Here is a 15,684-nt window from a genome sequence, read left to right as displayed (position 1 = left end):
GCCAACGGCGGGGCCCTCTTGGCTGGGTTGGTCGCGGACAGCGGACCTCAGCGGGTGGGCCGGGCGGGTAGGCTGCGCAGGGTTCGCTGCAAGTACGTCCCTGTAAGCTCGGTCGCCGCTTGCTCGTGTGCGCAATCCTGCGCACACGAGCAAGCGGCGACCGAGCTTACATGGGTGAGGGCGCTTTGCTTGCGAAGCACTGCTTCGCAAGCGCCCGAACGCACAGCCGCCAGCGGCTGGGCCGGGCCCCGGAGGGGGACTTGCAGCGCCCCCCGCAACCGGACCCACCCCGCCATCCCACGGATACCCAGCTGTTGCTGTTGCTTCGACCTTCGCCTCCGCAGGTGCAGGGCGCAGCCCTGCATCGACTCCCCCTACTTCTTCAGGAAATTGTCCACCAGCAGATGCTTCACGTCGTCGAAGCGGCCATTCAACACCGCCTTGGCCGCATACAGCGCCGTGCCGGCGACCTGCTTGGCCTCGATCTGCGGCGGCATCACCAGCTCGGCGCGGCTGGTGTGCACGTCCAGCAGTGCCGGGCCGCGCTGGGCCAGGAAATCCTGCACCGCTTCCTCCAGATCCTCACTACGGGTCACCGTGCGGCCGTGGAAGCCGATCACCTCGGCCAGGCGCCCGAAGTCCGGGTTCTTCAGGTCGGTGTAGTTGTCCAGCAGGCCTTCCACCTTCTGCTCCAGCTCGACGAAGTTCAGCGAGCCATTGTTGAACACCACCACCTTGATCGGCAGGTTTTCCTGCACCGCGGTCAGCAGGTCACCCAACAGCATCGCCAGGCCACCATCGCCGGACAGCGAAATCACCTGCCGGCCGGGGAACGCCTTCTGCAGGCCCAGGGCCTGCGGCATTGCATTGGCCATCGTGCCGTGCAGCAGGCTGGTCAGCGTGCGGCGGCGACCGTTGACGCGGATATGGCGCAGCACCCAGACCATCGGCGAGCCGCCGTCAGCGGTGAACAGCGCATCGTCGCTGGCATGCTTCGACAGCAGCGCGGTCAGATGCTGCGGGTGGATAAGCTTGCCCTCGCCCGGCTGTTCTTCCTGTTCGCGCTTCTTCAGCGCCTTGTCGCGACGTTCGATACATTCGTCCAGGAAACTGCTGTCCTCGCGCGGCGGCAACATCGGCAGCAAGGCATCCAGCGTCGGTGCGATGTCACCGACCACGCCCAGGTTCACCGGGTGGCGGCGGCCAAGGTGGCTGCCATCACGGTCGACCTGGATGATCGTGGCCTTGTCGGGGTAGAACTGGCCCCAGGCGAAGTCGGCGCCGAGCAGCAGCAGCGTGTCGCACTCCATCAGCGTGTGGAAGCCAGACTCGATGCCGAAGATTCCGGTCATGCCCATGTTGTACGGGTTGTCCGGCTCGACGAAATCCTTGGCGCGCGAAGTGTGCGCAACCGGCGCCTGCAGGTGCCGGGCCAGTTCCAGCAGCTGCGCGTGCGCGCCCTGGCAACCGGCACCGGCATAGATGCCGATACGCTTGCCCTGCCCCAGCAGCTCGGCAATGCGCTGCAGTTCGGCGTCGGACGGGCGCAGCACCGGCTGGGTGTAGTGCACCGAGAACGGCACATCGTGCTTCACCTCAGCCTGGCTGATGTCGGCCGGCAGGATCACTACCGCCACGCCACGCCGGCTGATCGCCGCCTGGCAGGCCAGGGCCACCACGCGTCGCGCCTGCTCCGGGCTGTGCACCTGCTCGCAGAACACCGTGCAGCTGCCATAGACCGCCTTGAAATCCACTTCCTGCGGGAATTCCATGCCCAGCTCGCTGGTCACCACCTGGCTGGCGATCAGCACCATCGGTGCACGGTTGCGGTTGGTCTCGAACACACCGTTGATGAAGTGCAGGCCACCGGGACCACAGGAGCCCGCACAGGCGGTCAACTCGCCGCTCACCAGCGAATCGGCGCCGGCGGCGAACGCTGCCACTTCTTCATGGCGCACGTGCACCCAGGCGATCTCGCTGCCATGCATCGCATCGGTCACATGGTTGAGCGTATCGCCCACGATGCCGTAGCAACGGCGGACACCAGCCTGCTGCAGGGCGTCCACCACGATTTCGGCCACGCGCTTGCTCATCGGATACATCCTCGAACGGGGGAACGTCCGAGGCTAGACCCGATGAAGTGATGCCCCCGTGGGCAAGTTGCCCATTGCCTCGATGTGCAAACTGCGGGTAGACGTCTCGTCAATCATTGACGTTGATCCAACCCTCCACTGCACCGCTTTTCGGGTTGCGGTAGCGCAGCTTCACCCAGCCGTCCTGTTCATCCAGCAGTTCCACGCGATCCCCCTGCACCAGGTAACGCTTGGTGCTGGACGCGCCGGGTCGGTCGAAGAGGAACAGGCGCGCGGGCACCACGGTGGCCTGCTGCCCCTGCAACGGCCCGTCCGGCGGTGCTCCCAGGCCATCGGCGATGGCACTTTCCAACACACGGCCGGCGGGGTCATAGGTGCGCCAGACCGCCAACGGGCCCTGCTCTTCGGTCTGTTCCCACTGCAGCGCGGCGTTCAACGTATCGGCCAGCATCAGCACGCTCTCAGAGCGGTACAGATGGAGCTTCGCGCCTGCAAACCGGTACTGGTCGGTGTACCACATCGGGCCGCTGCGGCAACTGCTGGTGAGGGTGCGGGTGGCAACGTCCACGCTCAGCCCCATCAGGTCACCACAACTGTCCTTGCCGTGGGTACCGGCCTGCAGCGCGCGGAAACCGGCACTGGTCGGATCGAAGCGGTACACCGCCACCGCCTCGTTGACCATGCCGACCGGGGCGCGCGCGACCAGTTCCGGGTAGCCATCGAAATCGACGTCTTCCAGACCCCAGCGCGAATTGCCGTCGGCATCGGCCGCGCCCGCCAGCGTCTGGCGCTTGCCCGACGGTGACAGCTGCACCACGATGCTTCCGTCCTGCTGGGGATCGGCATGCGCCTGCACATGAGCGGCCACCTGGAAGCGTAGCGTTTCGCCGTCGTCCCCACCCGCCTGCGCCGGCGGTGCCAGCACGCCCACCAATACCAGGCCCAGCAGGCATTCCCTGTAGTTCATCATTGCTCCCTGCGGCACCGCGGCGGCGCCTTCAACTCAGAACGATACCTCGACCGGCTGCCGCGACCACAGCACCGACTGATGCCTGGTCTGCTGCTTCCACGCCAGGCGGATCGCTTCGATATCGGCGCGGCGCTGCGGGGTGTCCTCATGCAGCACCACCAGCACCTTCGTGCGCAGGCGGTTGGGCGCGGCATCGCCGCGGAACAGCCACTGGCCATAGGCATCGAACACGGTCAGGCCATCCGGGAAGCGCGGGGTCACCTCCTTGTCCAGGAAGGTGCGCCACTGCGCGTCGCTGATGGTGTCGGCCTGCGGGCGGTTGCCGGCGCCCTGCTCCTCGCCGACGCCAAAATACAGCTCGCTGCGCACCCAGCCGTGCGCGGAAGACGGGCGGGCGGCATCGCCCTTCAGTTCGGCGGTAGTGGCCGTGGCATAGGCGCTGGGCGCCTGCGAAGAAAGGCTGGCGCAGCCGCTGGTGGCCAGCAGCACGGCAAAGACGAGGCCAAGGTGTTTCATCGGTACAGCTCCGGGGAAGGGGGGACAAGGCGAGCCGGCAGCGTACAGCGCCACCGGCCCGGCGTGCTGATGCCAGCAGGGCATCAACTCATGCCAGGCCGGCAGGGGCTTGCATCGGCACCGGCCATCACGCGAAGATAATATATCGCTTCATCCGGATGGATGTAAGTGAAACTATCTCCCCTTCCCCGTCGTCGTTGTTGCTGGAGCCCCCATGTCCTTCCGCCTGCCCGCGTCGCCGCTCGGCCTCGCCATCGCCATCGCGCTTTCCTCCGCCGCCCCAGCCCTGGCCCAGGACGCCACCAACCTGGACACGGTGATCGTCACCGGCACCCGTGCCGCCGACCGCACCGTGCTCGAATCCACCTCGCCGGTGGACGTGCTCACCGCCGAGGACATCCGCAAGGCCGGCGTGGTCAACGGTGAACTGGGCAGCGCGCTGCAGGCGCTGCTGCCGTCGTTCAACTTCCCGCGCCAGTCCAACTCCGGTGGCGCCGACCATGTGCGCGCCGCGCAGTTGCGCGGCCTGTCGCCGGACCAGGTGCTGGTACTGGTCAACGGCAAGCGCCGCCACCACACCGCGCTGGTCAACACCGACAGCAAGATCGGCAAGGGCACCACCCCGGTCGATTTCAATTCGATCCCGGTCAGCGCGATCAAGCGCATCGAAGTGCTGCGCGACGGTGCCGGTGCGCTGTACGGCTCGGACGCCGTGGCCGGCGTGATCAACGTGATCCTCGACAACGGCGGCGACGGCGGCGAGATCGAGGCCAGCTACGGTGCCAACCACACCGACCTCCAGCCGATCGGCCGCACCCTCACCGATGGCCAGACCGGCAACATCAGCGCCAAGGTCGGCACCTCGCTGGGCGAAGACGGTGGCTTCCTGCGCGTCGGCCTGGAGTACAAGCACCGCAACGGCACCAACCGCGCCGGCTTCGACCAGATTCCGCCGTGGGACCAGACCCCGGGCAACCTGGCACTGCAGGGCAAGCGCAACTACGTCCTGGGTGATGGCAAGAGCAAGGACATCAACCTGTGGCTGAACACCGAGATTCCGGTCGGCCAGACCTCGACGTTCTACGCGTTCGGTACCTTCAACCAGCGCGATACCGAAGGCGCCAACTACTTCCGCTATCCCGATGGCGATGCCAACTGGAAGCAGGTCTATCCGAACGGCTACCGACCGATCTCCGAAGGCGAGAACCGCGACGTACAGGCCGTGGCCGGCGTGCGCGGCCAGTGGGGCGAGTGGAGCTACGACGGCAGCCTGGATTACGGCCAGAACGACTTCACCTACCGCCTGCGTGATTCGCTCAACGCCTCGCTGGGCCCGACCAGCCCGACCCGCTTCAAGACCGCCGACTACGAGTACGCGCAGACCGTGGGCAACCTCGACCTGAGCCGCGTGTTCACCCAGAGCGACAGCATCAGCCACACGCTGGGCCTGGGCGTGGAAGCGCGCCATGAGCGCTACCAGACCCGCCCCGGCGACCCGGCCAGCTATGCGGCGGGCCCGTACACCGACCGCCCGACCGGCTCGCAGGCCGGTGGCGGCCTGACCCCACAGGACGCCGCCACCCTGTCGCGCGACGTGGCCAGCGCCTATGCCAGCCTGTCCAGCCAGTTCGGCGAGAAGTTCTCCACCGATCTGGCCGCGCGCTACGAGCACAACGACGACTTCGGCGGCGAGCTGACCGGCAAGCTCGGCCTGCGCTACGAGTTCACGCCGGCGTTTGCATTGCGCGGTGCTATCTCCAACAACTTCCGCGCACCTTCACTGGCGCAGATCGGCTACGAATCCACCTCCACCGGCTATAACGCTGGTGGCCAGCTGGTGCAGGGCCGACTGCTGTCGGTCAACAATCCGATCGCGCGTGGCCTTGGCGCGCAGGACCTGAAACCGGAAAAATCCCTGAACACGTCGCTGGGCTTCACCAGCCGCATCGGCGAACACTTCGACCTCTCGCTGGACTTCTTCCAGATCGACATCGACGACCGCATCGCACTGTCGGAGAGCATCACCGGTGATGCACTGACCGGCTACGTGGCAGCCAACTACGGTGTCAGCGGCCTGCAGAGCGCCAGCTTCTTCGTCAACGCCGCCGATACCCGCACCCGTGGCGCCGAGCTGGTGAGCAACTGGCGCCAGTCGCTGGGCGATGGCCAGCTGCTGTTGACCGGCACCTATGCGTATACCAAGACCACGCTGAAGAACGTGCTGGCCACGCCGGCCCAGCTGCAGGCGCTGGACCCGGATTATGTGCTGTTCGGGATTGAAGAGACCAACACGCTGACCGATGCCACACCGCGTACACGTGGCAGTTTCTCGGCTGCCTGGAGCAACGACCACTGGTCGCTGAGCAGCCGCGTGAACCGCTACGGCAGCGCCACCCGCGTGTTCAACTTCGGTGATGGCTACATCCCGCGCCAGACCTACCAGGCCGAGTGGCAGCTGGACGCGGAAGTCGAATACCGCATCACCCCGCAGTGGAGCGTGGCCATCGGCGGGCAGAACCTGACCGACAACTACCCGGATCGGTCCAACAGCGATATCCACTACTTCGGCAACCTGCCGTATGACGTGCTGTCGCCGATCGGCAGCAATGGCGCGTACTACTACGGCCGCGTCCGCTATACCTTCTGATTGCTCTGGGTGTAATTGCCTTGGGTGGGTGCGGACCGTTGGTCCGCACTGCCCGGGTTCAATGCAGGCTGACCCTTTGTGCCAACCAACGGTTGGCACCCACCGGAAGTGATCGCTCTCGGTGGGTGCGGACCGTTGGTCCGCACTGTCTGGGTTCAATGCAGGCTGACCCTTTGTGCCGACCAACGGTCGGCACCCACCGAAGCTGATCCGTAGCCTGCCCTCGACCCCACGTACACGCCCACGCTGGCAAGGTGGGCGGCATGGCTGAACCGCTCCCCCTGCGTCCGCCACCGCCATTGCTGGACGACGCCTGTGCGTTGTTCCTCGATGTCGATGGCACCCTGATCGAGTTCGCTGCGCGCCCGGATGCCGTGCAGCTGCTGCCGGATGTGCGTGACGCCATCGGCCGCATCAGCGACCGCCTGGAAGGTGCCGTAGCACTGGTCAGTGGTCGCCCGCTTGAGCAGCTCGATCAACTGTTCGCTCCCCTGCAACTGCCTGCCGCGGGCCTGCATGGCCATGAATTGCGCGGCGAGGACGGTCGTGTGCTGCGCGAGGAGCACGACGACGACACCGCCGAGTGGCTGCACGCGCTGCACCAGCAGGCGATGCGCTTCGCCCATGGCCACCCCGGCGTGCTGGTGGAAGACAAGGGTGTCGGCCTGGCGCTGCACTGGCGCGGCGCGCCGCACGCCGCCAGCGATGTGCGCGCCTTCGCCGACCGCCACGTGCGCGGCCGTTCCAGTTACCGCCTGCAACCCGGCGACCACGTGGTCGAGTTCGTCCCGGTTGGCAGCGACAAGGGCCGTGCGGTACGGAGGATGATGCAGTACCTGCCCTTCCGTGGCCGCCTGCCCGTCTTCCTCGGTGACGACCTCACCGACGAATTCGGCTTCGACGCTGCCAACGGCCAGCATGGCTGGAGCGTGCTGGTGGGCGAACGCGAACCCAGCGTGGCCGTGTTCGCGCTGCCCGACATACGCAGCGTGCACGCGTGGCTGCGTGAGAATGCCTATTGACCCGGCCCCCCCACGGCCGCAACCGAGATGTACCGCGTGATGACCCAACCCGATCTTGATCTGGGCGTGGTCGGCAACGGCAGCTTCGGCGCCCTGGTCGACAAACGTGCCCGCGTTGTCTGGAGCTGCCTGCCCACCTTCGACGGCGACCCCACCTTCTGTGCCCTGCTCGGCCCCAACCAGCAGACCGGTGGTGACTTCGCCATCGAGCTGGAAGACTTCGCCAGCAGCGAGCAGGAGTACCTGACCAATACGGCGATCCTGCGCACCGTCCTGCGCGACACGCACGGCGGCGAACTGGAGATCCTCGACTTCGCGCCCCGCTGGCGGCAGAACGACCGCTTCTACCGGCCGGTCAGCCTGATCCGCCAGGTGCGCCCGCTGGCCGGTAGCCCACGCATCACCGTGCGCGCCCGCCCGCTGGCCGATTGGGGCGCGCGCGTGCCGGAGTCCACCTGGGGCAGCAACCATGTGCGCTGGATCCTGCCCGAGCACGTGCTGCGGCTGACCACCGATGTGCCGGTCCGCTTCGTGCGCGACGGCCTGCCCTTCGTGCTCAGCCATCCCGTCCACCTGATCCTGGGCGTGGACGAATCGCTCAACCGCTCGATCAGCGGCTACGTGCAGGAAGCCTTCCAGCGCACCCGCGACTACTGGCGCGAATGGGTGCGCTACCTGTCCATTCCCCTGGAGTGGCAGGACGCGGTGATCCGCAGCGCGATCACGCTGAAGCTGTGCCAGTACGAGGACAGCGGTGCGATCATCGCGGCGATGACCACCTCCATTCCGGAAGCACCCGGCAGCGTGCGCAACTGGGACTACCGCTACTGCTGGCTGCGTGACGCAGCTTTCGTGGTGCGCGCGCTGAACCGTCTCGGCGCAACGCGCACGATGGAACAGTTCCTCGGGTACATCTTCAACCTGGCCACCACCGACGGCACGCTGCAGCCGCTGTATGGCATCGGCTTTGAAGCCAAGCTGGACGAAGACGAAGTGCCCAGCCTGTCCGGCTACCGCGGCATGGGCCCGGTGCGCCGCGGCAACCTGGCCTGGGTGCAGCGCCAGCACGACGTGTACGGCAGCGTGGTGCTGGCGTCCACGCAGCTTTTCTTTGACCGTCGCCTGCAGGATCCCGGCGACGCGCACACGTTTGCCCGCCTGGAACCCCTGGGCGAACAGGCCTTCGCCCTGCACGACGTCCCCGATGCCGGCCTGTGGGAATTCCGCGGCCGCACCGAAGTGCACACCTACACCAGCGCGATGTGCTGGGCTGCGTGCGACCGCCTGTGCAAGATCGCCGTGCGCCTGAAGCGTGATGACCGCGCACACTACTGGCGCGAGCGCGCCGACACCATCCACGCCCGCATCATGGCCGAATCCTGGAGCGAGGAGCTGGGCCACTTCACCGATACCTTCGGCGGCCATCGCCTGGATGCCTCGCTGCTGCTGCTGGCCGACATCGGCTTCATCGACGCGATGGACGCCCGGTTCATTGCCACCGTCGATGCCATCGGCCGCGACCTCAAGCACGGCAATTCGCTGTACCGCTACGTCGCGCCGGATGACTTCGGCGAACCGGAAACCAGCTTCACCATCTGTACGTTCTGGTACATCGATGCGCTGGCGGCGATCGGGCGCATGGATGAAGCACGCGAGATGTTCGAGCTGCTGCTGAAGCAGCGCAACCACCTGGGCCTGCTGTCGGAGGATCTGGCCTTCGACAGCGGCGAGGCCTGGGGCAATTTCCCGCAGACCTATTCGCACGTCGGCCTGATCACCGCCGCGATGCGCCTGTCGCGGTCCTGGCAGGAGGCATCGTGAGTCGTCTGGTCGTGGTTTCAAACCGTGTGGCCGTGCCCGGCGAGAACCGCGCAGGCGGCCTGGCGGTCGGCCTGCTGGCCGCCCTGAAGGAGCGCGGCGGCCTGTGGTTCGGCTGGAGTGGCAAGACCGTAAAGGAAGGCAGCGGCACGCTGCACCGGCAGAAGGACGGTGACATCGACTACGTCACCATGGACCTGAGCAAGCGCGAGGTCGATGGCTACTACAACGGCTTTGCCAACCGCACGCTGTGGCCACTGCTGCACTTCCGCCTGGATCTGGTCGACTATGACCGCGGTACCCGCGAGACCTACCACAAGGTCAATGCGCTGTTCGCCGACAAGCTCGCGCCATTGCTGCGCGAGGATGACATCGTCTGGATCCATGACTATCACCTGATCCCGCTCGGCGCACTGCTGCGCGAGCGCGGTATCGGCTGCCGCATTGGCTTCTTCCTGCACATCCCGATGCCGTCGGCCGACCTGCTGCAGGCGATGCCCGATCACCTGCGGTTGTTCTCCGCGCTGTACGCCTACGACCTGGTCGGCTTCCAGACCCAGCGCGATGCCGATCGCTTCCAGACTTACCTGCGCCTGTTCGGCGGCGGGCGCGTGCTCGACAATGGCGAGCTGGAAGCGCCGGGCGGGCGCCGCTTCCGTGCAGCAGCCTTCCCGATCGGCATCGACACCGAGCTGATCGCACGCCAGGCCGGCACAGCCGCCACCAAGACCGCCGTGAAGAATCTTCGCGCCAGCCTGCGCGACCGCCAGCTGGCAATCGGCGTGGATCGCCTGGACTATTCCAAGGGCCTCCCCGAGCGCTTCCTTGGCTTCGAGCGCTACCTGCAGCGCCACCCTGACCAGCGCGGCTCGTTGACCTACCTGCAGATCGCCCCGGTCTCGCGCGGTGATGTCACCGAGTACCGGCAGTTGCGCAGCCAGCTGGAGCAGATCGCTGGCCACATCAACGGCGGCCATGCCGAGCCGGACTGGACGCCGCTGCGGTACGTCAACCAGAACTTCACACATGCCACGCTCACCGGCTTCTACCGGGCGGCGGCGGTCGGCCTGGTCACGCCGCTGCGCGATGGCATGAACCTGGTGGCCAAGGAATACGTGGCGTCGCAGGACCCGGAGGATCCGGGCGTGCTGGTGCTGTCACTGCTGGCTGGCGCCGCCGACGAACTGAAGCAGGCACTGCTGGTGAACCCGCATGATCTGGACGGCGTGGCCGATGCGATCGCCACCGCAGCCACGATGTCGCTGAGCAGGCGCAAGGAGCGCTGGCACGCGATGATGGAGCACCTGCGCACCTACGACATCAACCACTGGCGCCGCAGCTACCTGGACGCGCTGGAGGGTTGAAGCACGCGTTCCTGTAGAGCCGAGCCATGCTCGGCTGCGTTTTGTAGAGCCGAGCCATGCTCGGCTGCTATTGGCAGGAGAAAAAAGCAAGTCGAGCATGGCTCGACTCTACAAAAGACAGCCGATCAATCCAGGAACCGCGCGGCCTGCTCCGGTGCGGGCAGGTAACAGGCCTCATGCCGACCGAACAAGCGGTAGCGGTTGCGTGCCAGCGCGCGATACGCCGCATCACGCCAGCCGCGCGGCACGAGCCGCAGCACGCCGGCCAGGCGCCAGGCGCCGCCCAGCCCCTCAAGTACGCGCAGCATCGCATCGGTATCGGTCCAGGCACCCTGTGCGTCCAGCAGCAGGAACGACATCGGGTCCTGCGGGTCCAGCCCGTGCGCGCGCAGCATCGCGCTGCCCTGTGCGCCCTGCATCGCCGCAAAGCGATAGCGCCCCCTGCGGTCGAAGCGCAGCAGGAAGCGCACCCAGCGGTTGCACAGCGCGCATACGCCATCGAATACGATCACCGCGGTCCCAGCCTCGGCGGCGGCCTCACCGCGGTTCGAGCCAGCCTTCATAGCGGATCAGGGCTCCCACCCAGGGCAGCGTCACATCGACCAGGAAAGTGTAACGCTCGCCCTGCCAGGCTTCGCGGCAACGCGCGCCATCAAACCAGCGCCTTGGCAGCGGCAGCAGCCCGAACGCCCAGACCCGCCGCACCGACCAGTCGATGCCACCCTCGCGGGCCTGCAGATCAAATTCGAAGCGCACCGCGCCCAACTGCTCGCGCAGATGCCCGTCGTGCGCCCACAGCCGCGACACCATTGGCCAGCGGCCGAACCGCCGCGCCCACTGCTCGCCCTGCCCGTGTGCACTGAACGCCACTTCGGTTGGGACGGCTTCACCGTCGTTTGGCAGCCGCGCCAACGCCGCCAGCAGCGGCACCAGCCAGTGCCGCCCCCTCACGATGCAGGCCTGCCCCACGTAGCGGCACGGCAACGGCGCGGCATGCAGCGCCTGCACCGGTCCTGCCAGGGTGGCGAAGGCCGGCCCCAGCACACGCGCGAACAGCGGCGGAGTCAGGGCGCGATCCAGGCCAGGGTCGCCATGCGCCCGGTGCGACGATCGCGCCGATGCGAATACAGGTCCGGGTCGGCCATGGTCGACACCGTGCCGCCATACACCTGTGCCGGGTCCATCCCCACAGACTGCAGACGCTGCCGCGCCAGCGCGAACAGGTCCACCTTCCAGTGACCGGGACGGGTCGCGACGAACGCTGCTTCGGCCGCCGGATCGTGACCGACGAAGGCGTGGTAGACCTCCTCGCCGATTTCGTAGTCGGCCGGCCCCGCCGCCGGGCCCAGCCAGGCCCGCAGCTGCGCCGGCGGCGTCTGCATGGCCGCCACGGTGGCCTCCAGCATGCCGTCGGCCAGCCCCCGCCAGCCGGCATGGGCCGCGCCCACCTCGCTGCCGTCTGCGGCGGCGAACACCACCGGCAGGCAGTCGGCGGTCAGGATCGCCAGCACCACGCCGGGCACCGAGGTCACCGCGGCGTCGGCCACCGGCTCGGCGGCACCCGGCACCGGCGGCGCGTTGAATCGCAGCACGGTGCTGCTGTGCACCTGGCGCAGCCAGTGCGGGGCCGACGGCAGCGCCAACCCCTGCTGCAGCAGCTGGCGGTTGTGCTCGACGTTGGCGGGGGTATCACCATCGGCCGCGTGCCGGTTGCCCAGGTTGAACTGCGCGAACGGCGCCGGCGAGATGCCCGCACCGTGCCGGCGCGTGGTCAGCGCATGGACGCCCGGAGGCGCCGGCCAGTCCGCCTGCAGCAAGGGCAGCGCGGCGGCCATCACCAGCGGTCCCGCTCGCGTGCGGCGAAGGCTTCGCTGTCTTCGCGCAGCACCTTCATCAGGTGCAGCATGTCCTCCGGCACCGGCGCGGTGTTGCGCACCGGTTCACCGGTGATCGGGTGCATGAACTCCAGCGTCTCGGCGTGCAGGGCCTGGCGCTTGAAGCCGCGCAGCGCGGCCACCAGCTCGTCGCTGGCGCCCTTGGGCAGCTTCAGCGCGCCGCCATACAGCGGGTCGCCGATGATCGGATGGCGCACGTGCGCCATGTGCACGCGGATCTGGTGGGTACGGCCGGTTTCCAGGCGGCACTCGAGCGCGGTATGCGCACGGAAGCGCTCGCGCAGGCGGTAATGGGTCACCGCTTCCTTGCCGTCCTCGCGCACGGCCATCTTCAGGCGGTCGCGCGGGTGGCGATCAATCGGGGCATCGGCGGTACCGCCGGCCACCAGCGCGCCCATCACGATGGCCAGGTACTGGCGGTGCACGTCGCGTGCGGCCAGCTGCTCGACCAGCGCGGTCTGCGCTTCCAGGGTCCTGGCCACCACCATCACGCCGCTGGTGTCCTTGTCCAGGCGGTGCACGATGCCCGCGCGCGGCAGCACCGCCACCGACGGGTCGCGGAACAGCAGGGCGTTGACCAGGGTGCCGCTGTGGTTGCCCGCGCCCGGGTGTACCACCAGGCCGACCGGCTTGTTGATCACCAGCAGGTGCTCGTCCTCGAACAGCACGTCCAGCGGGATGTCCTCCGGCTGGGCGTCGGTCTGGGTTTCCAGTACCACGTTGAGGGTCACCACCTCGCCGCCGCGCAGCGGATCGCGCGGGCGCACCTGGGCACCGTCCAGCAGCACCTCCCCGGCCTTGATCCATTCGGTCAGGCGCGAACGCGAGTATTCGGGGAACAGTTCGGCCACGACGGCGTCGAAACGGCGCCCGGCAGCGGTGTCGGGGACGATGGCCTGGCGGGCCGATTCAGAGGGTTGTTCAGACATGGCAGGGGCATTCTTTGAAATTTTGGGGTCCCGGCGGCCGGTTTCAGTCGCTGGACAGGACACTAGGCTATCATCGACCCTTCGTATTCCAGCCGCGTCCCGCCTCGACCCCATGATCCGACGCTCCGCCATGCTCTCCGCGCCCGTCCGCCTCACCGCCCTGCTGCTGGTGCTGGTCATCGCCGCCACCGGCTGCCATCGCGGCGCCAAGAAGGGTGATCGCCCCGATGAAGGCGTGCCGGTCGAACAGCTGTACGAGAAAAGCCACAAGCTGATGCAGGGCGGCAACTGGAGCGGCGCCGAGGCCAGCTTCCGCCGCCTGGTGGCCCAGTATCCGTACGGTCCGTACACCGAGCAGGCGATGATCGAGACCGCCTACGCCCAGTACAAGGCCGGCAAGCACGATGACGCGGTGTCCAGCATCGACCGCTTCATCCGTACCTACCCGACCCACCGCAACATCGCGTACCTGTACTACCTGCGCGGCCTGGCGAACTCCAACCGCAGTACGGTTTTCCTGCGTCGCGTATGGTCGCTGGATGCCAGCCGCCGCGACCTGTCCACGCCGCACCAGGCGTATTCGGACTTCAACATCGTGGTGGACCGCTATCCGAACAGCCGCTACGCCGCCGATGCGCGCCAGCGCATGCTGGAACTGCGTGACGTGTTCGCCCAGCACGAACTGGACAACGCCCTGTACTACATGCGCCGCGGCGCCTGGGTCTCGGCCGCCGGCCGCGCCAACTACCTGCTGGAAACCTATCCGCAGAGCGCGTTCCAGTACGACGCCGTTGCTGTCCTGGCCGATTCCTACACCCACCTGGGCAACAAGACCCTGGCCGATGATGCGCGCCGCGTCCTGCAGTTGAACCAGCCAGACCACCCGTGGCTGGAAGGCAAGTGGCCGAAGTACCCGTGGATGATCCGCAAGCTGAACCCGTTCGCTGGCGAGAAGTCCGCCAGCACCGGCCAGCGCAACGCGCGACTGGAAAAGAAATAAGAAAAAGGCCCCGCAAGGGGCCTTTTCTTTGTCGGTTATCCACGCCATGCGTGGATGGTTCGTGCGCCCATGGACCACGACACTAGGAATTCTACGAATCCCCGGCGGATGCGACGCCGGTCCCAATCGGCGCGGGCGAGCCCCTCCACACTGCGGCGCAACGGCCATCCCGGCCGTGAAGGAGCGCCTCATGACCCCACCGCCACGCCATTTCCGTCCCCGCGCCTGCCTCCTCGCCACTGCCCTGCTGGCGCTGTCCTCGGCCTCCCTGGCTGCCGCACCGGCAGCACCGGGCGATCTGCTGTCTGCAGCCCCCTATCGCGCGTCGTGGGTGCCCTCCAAGGCCGCGCACGCCTACAAGCTGTACTACCGTACCCCGGATCATCGCGGCCAACTGGCCGAAGGCACCGGCCTGCTGTACCTGCCCGCCGGCACGGCGCCGGCGGGCGGCTGGCCGGTCGTGTCCTGGGCGCATGGCACGCAGGGCATCGCCGATCGCTGTGCGCCTTCGGTCTCCGGCCCGTACCAGCCCGCGCGCGACGGGCGCTTCCTCGATCAGTTCCTGGCGCAGGGCTATGCCGTGGTCGCGGCGGATTACCAGGGGTTGGGCAGTCCAGGCAGCCATGCCTATCTGCATGTGCGCACTGCCGCGCGCAACGCCATCGACATGATCAAGGCCAGCCGCCAGTACCTCGGCAACGGGGCGCTGTCGCCGCGCTGGGTCTCGGTCGGCCATTCGCAGGGCGGTGCCGCCGCGCTCACGGCGGGCCACATCGCCCCCTCCTATGGTGGGCCGTCGTTGCAGTACCGCGGCAGCTTCACCACCGGCACGCCCACCGCAGTCGAACTGACCGCGCTGGTGATGAAGCCCGACAACCGCACCGCCAATCCGGGCGCGCTCAACGCGTATCACGCGTATCTGCTCGATGGCCTGCTGCAGGCCGCGCCGCAGATCGACCGCGTCCTCAGCGATGAAGGCCGCGCGCGGGTGGCGGTGGCACGCGAGCAGTGCCTGGGCGAACTGGCCGTCACCCTGGACGGCGCGGACACCGGCAGCATGTTCACTGCACCGCTGACCCACGTGCCGGGCATCTGGGCCGTGCTGTACGACTACCTTGGCGTACCGCGCCGCGGCTTCAGCCAACCGCTGATGCTGGGCCACGGCAGCGAGGACCGCGATGTGCCCTATCTGACCACCCTGCTGTATGCCGCAGGCCTGGCCCTGCGAGGCGAGCCGGTCGCGTTCCGGCGCTATCCGGTCGATCACCGCGGCACGCTGGACGCGGCGGCGGCGGATGGCCTGGCGTTCGTACGTGCGCGGTTTGAGGATGGCCACTTCAGCGACGCTGCGGAAACTGCCGGCATCGAACAGCTGCTCGACGAAGTCCCGTAGATCCATGCCACGCGTGGATGATCTTCGACCACCGTGC

Annotated in this window: 13 protein-coding genes; 6 read left to right on the top strand and 7 right to left on the bottom strand. The window is 67.6% G+C overall.

What is annotated here, in order from left to right:
- Positions 1-374: 374 nt before the first annotated feature.
- From AC5P9W_RS14350 to AC5P9W_RS14340, 3 genes are all read right to left on the bottom strand, one after another.
- Positions 375-2,093: a thiamine pyrophosphate-dependent enzyme gene (locus AC5P9W_RS14350; RefSeq protein ID WP_329867493.1), complete on the bottom strand. Its 1,719-nt coding sequence runs from the start codon at positions 2,091-2,093 to the stop codon at positions 375-377.
- Between the two features lie 109 nt (positions 2,094-2,202).
- Positions 2,203-3,060 carry an SH3 domain-containing protein gene (locus AC5P9W_RS14345; RefSeq protein ID WP_111098296.1) on the bottom strand — a complete coding sequence of 286 codons (858 nt, stop codon included), beginning with the start codon at positions 3,058-3,060 and terminating at the stop codon, positions 2,203-2,205.
- Positions 3,061-3,096: 36 nt separating this feature from the next.
- A complete protein-coding gene (locus AC5P9W_RS14340) occupies positions 3,097-3,579 on the bottom strand; it encodes a DUF3574 domain-containing protein (RefSeq protein WP_021202058.1) in 483 nt (160 codons plus the stop codon).
- A 214-nt stretch (positions 3,580-3,793) separates the two neighbouring features.
- Here AC5P9W_RS14340 and AC5P9W_RS14335 point away from each other — a divergent pair, with 214 nt between their 5' ends.
- The 4 genes from AC5P9W_RS14335 (at position 3,794) to otsA (ending at position 10,430) form a co-directional block, all read left to right on the top strand.
- Positions 3,794-6,226: a TonB-dependent receptor plug domain-containing protein gene (locus AC5P9W_RS14335; protein ID WP_188250264.1), complete on the top strand. Its 2,433-nt coding sequence runs from the start codon at positions 3,794-3,796 to the stop codon at positions 6,224-6,226.
- A 263-nt stretch (positions 6,227-6,489) separates the two neighbouring features.
- The gene (otsB, locus tag AC5P9W_RS14330) at positions 6,490-7,248 is read left to right on the top strand and encodes a trehalose-phosphatase (RefSeq protein ID WP_021202060.1); all 759 of its coding nucleotides are present in this window, start codon (positions 6,490-6,492) and stop codon (positions 7,246-7,248) included.
- 39 nt (positions 7,249-7,287) lie between these two features.
- Positions 7,288-9,069: a glycoside hydrolase family 15 protein gene (locus tag AC5P9W_RS14325; RefSeq protein ID WP_031269310.1), complete on the top strand. Its 1,782-nt coding sequence runs from the start codon at positions 7,288-7,290 to the stop codon at positions 9,067-9,069.
- Positions 9,066-10,430: an alpha,alpha-trehalose-phosphate synthase (UDP-forming) gene (otsA, locus tag AC5P9W_RS14320; RefSeq protein WP_021202062.1), complete on the top strand. Its 1,365-nt coding sequence runs from the start codon at positions 9,066-9,068 to the stop codon at positions 10,428-10,430. Before AC5P9W_RS14325 ends, otsA begins: the two co-directional genes overlap by 4 nt.
- A 125-nt stretch (positions 10,431-10,555) precedes the next feature.
- Here otsA and AC5P9W_RS14315 read toward each other — a convergent pair whose 3' ends face one another.
- Genes AC5P9W_RS14315 through rluD form a run of 4 tightly spaced genes read right to left on the bottom strand, consistent with a single transcriptional unit; the run spans position 10,556 to position 13,254 of the window.
- On the bottom strand, positions 10,556-10,993 hold the full coding sequence (locus tag AC5P9W_RS14315) for a thiol-disulfide oxidoreductase DCC family protein (protein ID WP_188250265.1): 438 nt from the start codon (positions 10,991-10,993) through the stop codon (positions 10,556-10,558).
- Complete coding sequence (locus AC5P9W_RS14310) at positions 10,968-11,474, bottom strand: DUF4166 domain-containing protein (RefSeq protein WP_329867496.1); 507 nt, start codon at positions 11,472-11,474, stop codon at positions 10,968-10,970. Before AC5P9W_RS14310 ends, AC5P9W_RS14315 begins: the two co-directional genes overlap by 26 nt.
- Positions 11,475-11,494: 20 nt before the next feature.
- Positions 11,495-12,265 (bottom strand): peptidoglycan editing factor PgeF, encoded by a 771-nt coding sequence (gene pgeF / locus AC5P9W_RS14305; protein ID WP_111098291.1) that lies wholly within the window; start codon positions 12,263-12,265, stop codon positions 11,495-11,497.
- The gene (gene rluD, locus AC5P9W_RS14300; RefSeq protein WP_021204201.1) at positions 12,265-13,254 is read right to left on the bottom strand and encodes a 23S rRNA pseudouridine(1911/1915/1917) synthase RluD; all 990 of its coding nucleotides are present in this window, start codon (positions 13,252-13,254) and stop codon (positions 12,265-12,267) included. The genes pgeF and rluD overlap by 1 nt, the downstream gene beginning before the upstream one ends.
- Positions 13,255-13,366: 112 nt before the next feature.
- Here rluD and AC5P9W_RS14295 point away from each other — a divergent pair, with 112 nt between their 5' ends.
- Both AC5P9W_RS14295 and AC5P9W_RS14290 read left to right on the top strand, forming a co-directional pair.
- Positions 13,367-14,254: an outer membrane protein assembly factor BamD gene (locus tag AC5P9W_RS14295; protein ID WP_026347042.1), complete on the top strand. Its 888-nt coding sequence runs from the start codon at positions 13,367-13,369 to the stop codon at positions 14,252-14,254.
- A 190-nt stretch (positions 14,255-14,444) separates the two neighbouring features.
- Positions 14,445-15,647: a lipase family protein gene (locus AC5P9W_RS14290; protein WP_111098289.1), complete on the top strand. Its 1,203-nt coding sequence runs from the start codon at positions 14,445-14,447 to the stop codon at positions 15,645-15,647.
- Positions 15,648-15,684: the final 37 nt, after the last annotated feature.

Source organism: Stenotrophomonas sp. YJH_SMC_33 (genome assembly GCF_059372295.1).
The sequence above is the reverse complement of the archived record's forward strand: the minus strand, read 5'-3'. Positions and strand labels throughout refer to the sequence as shown.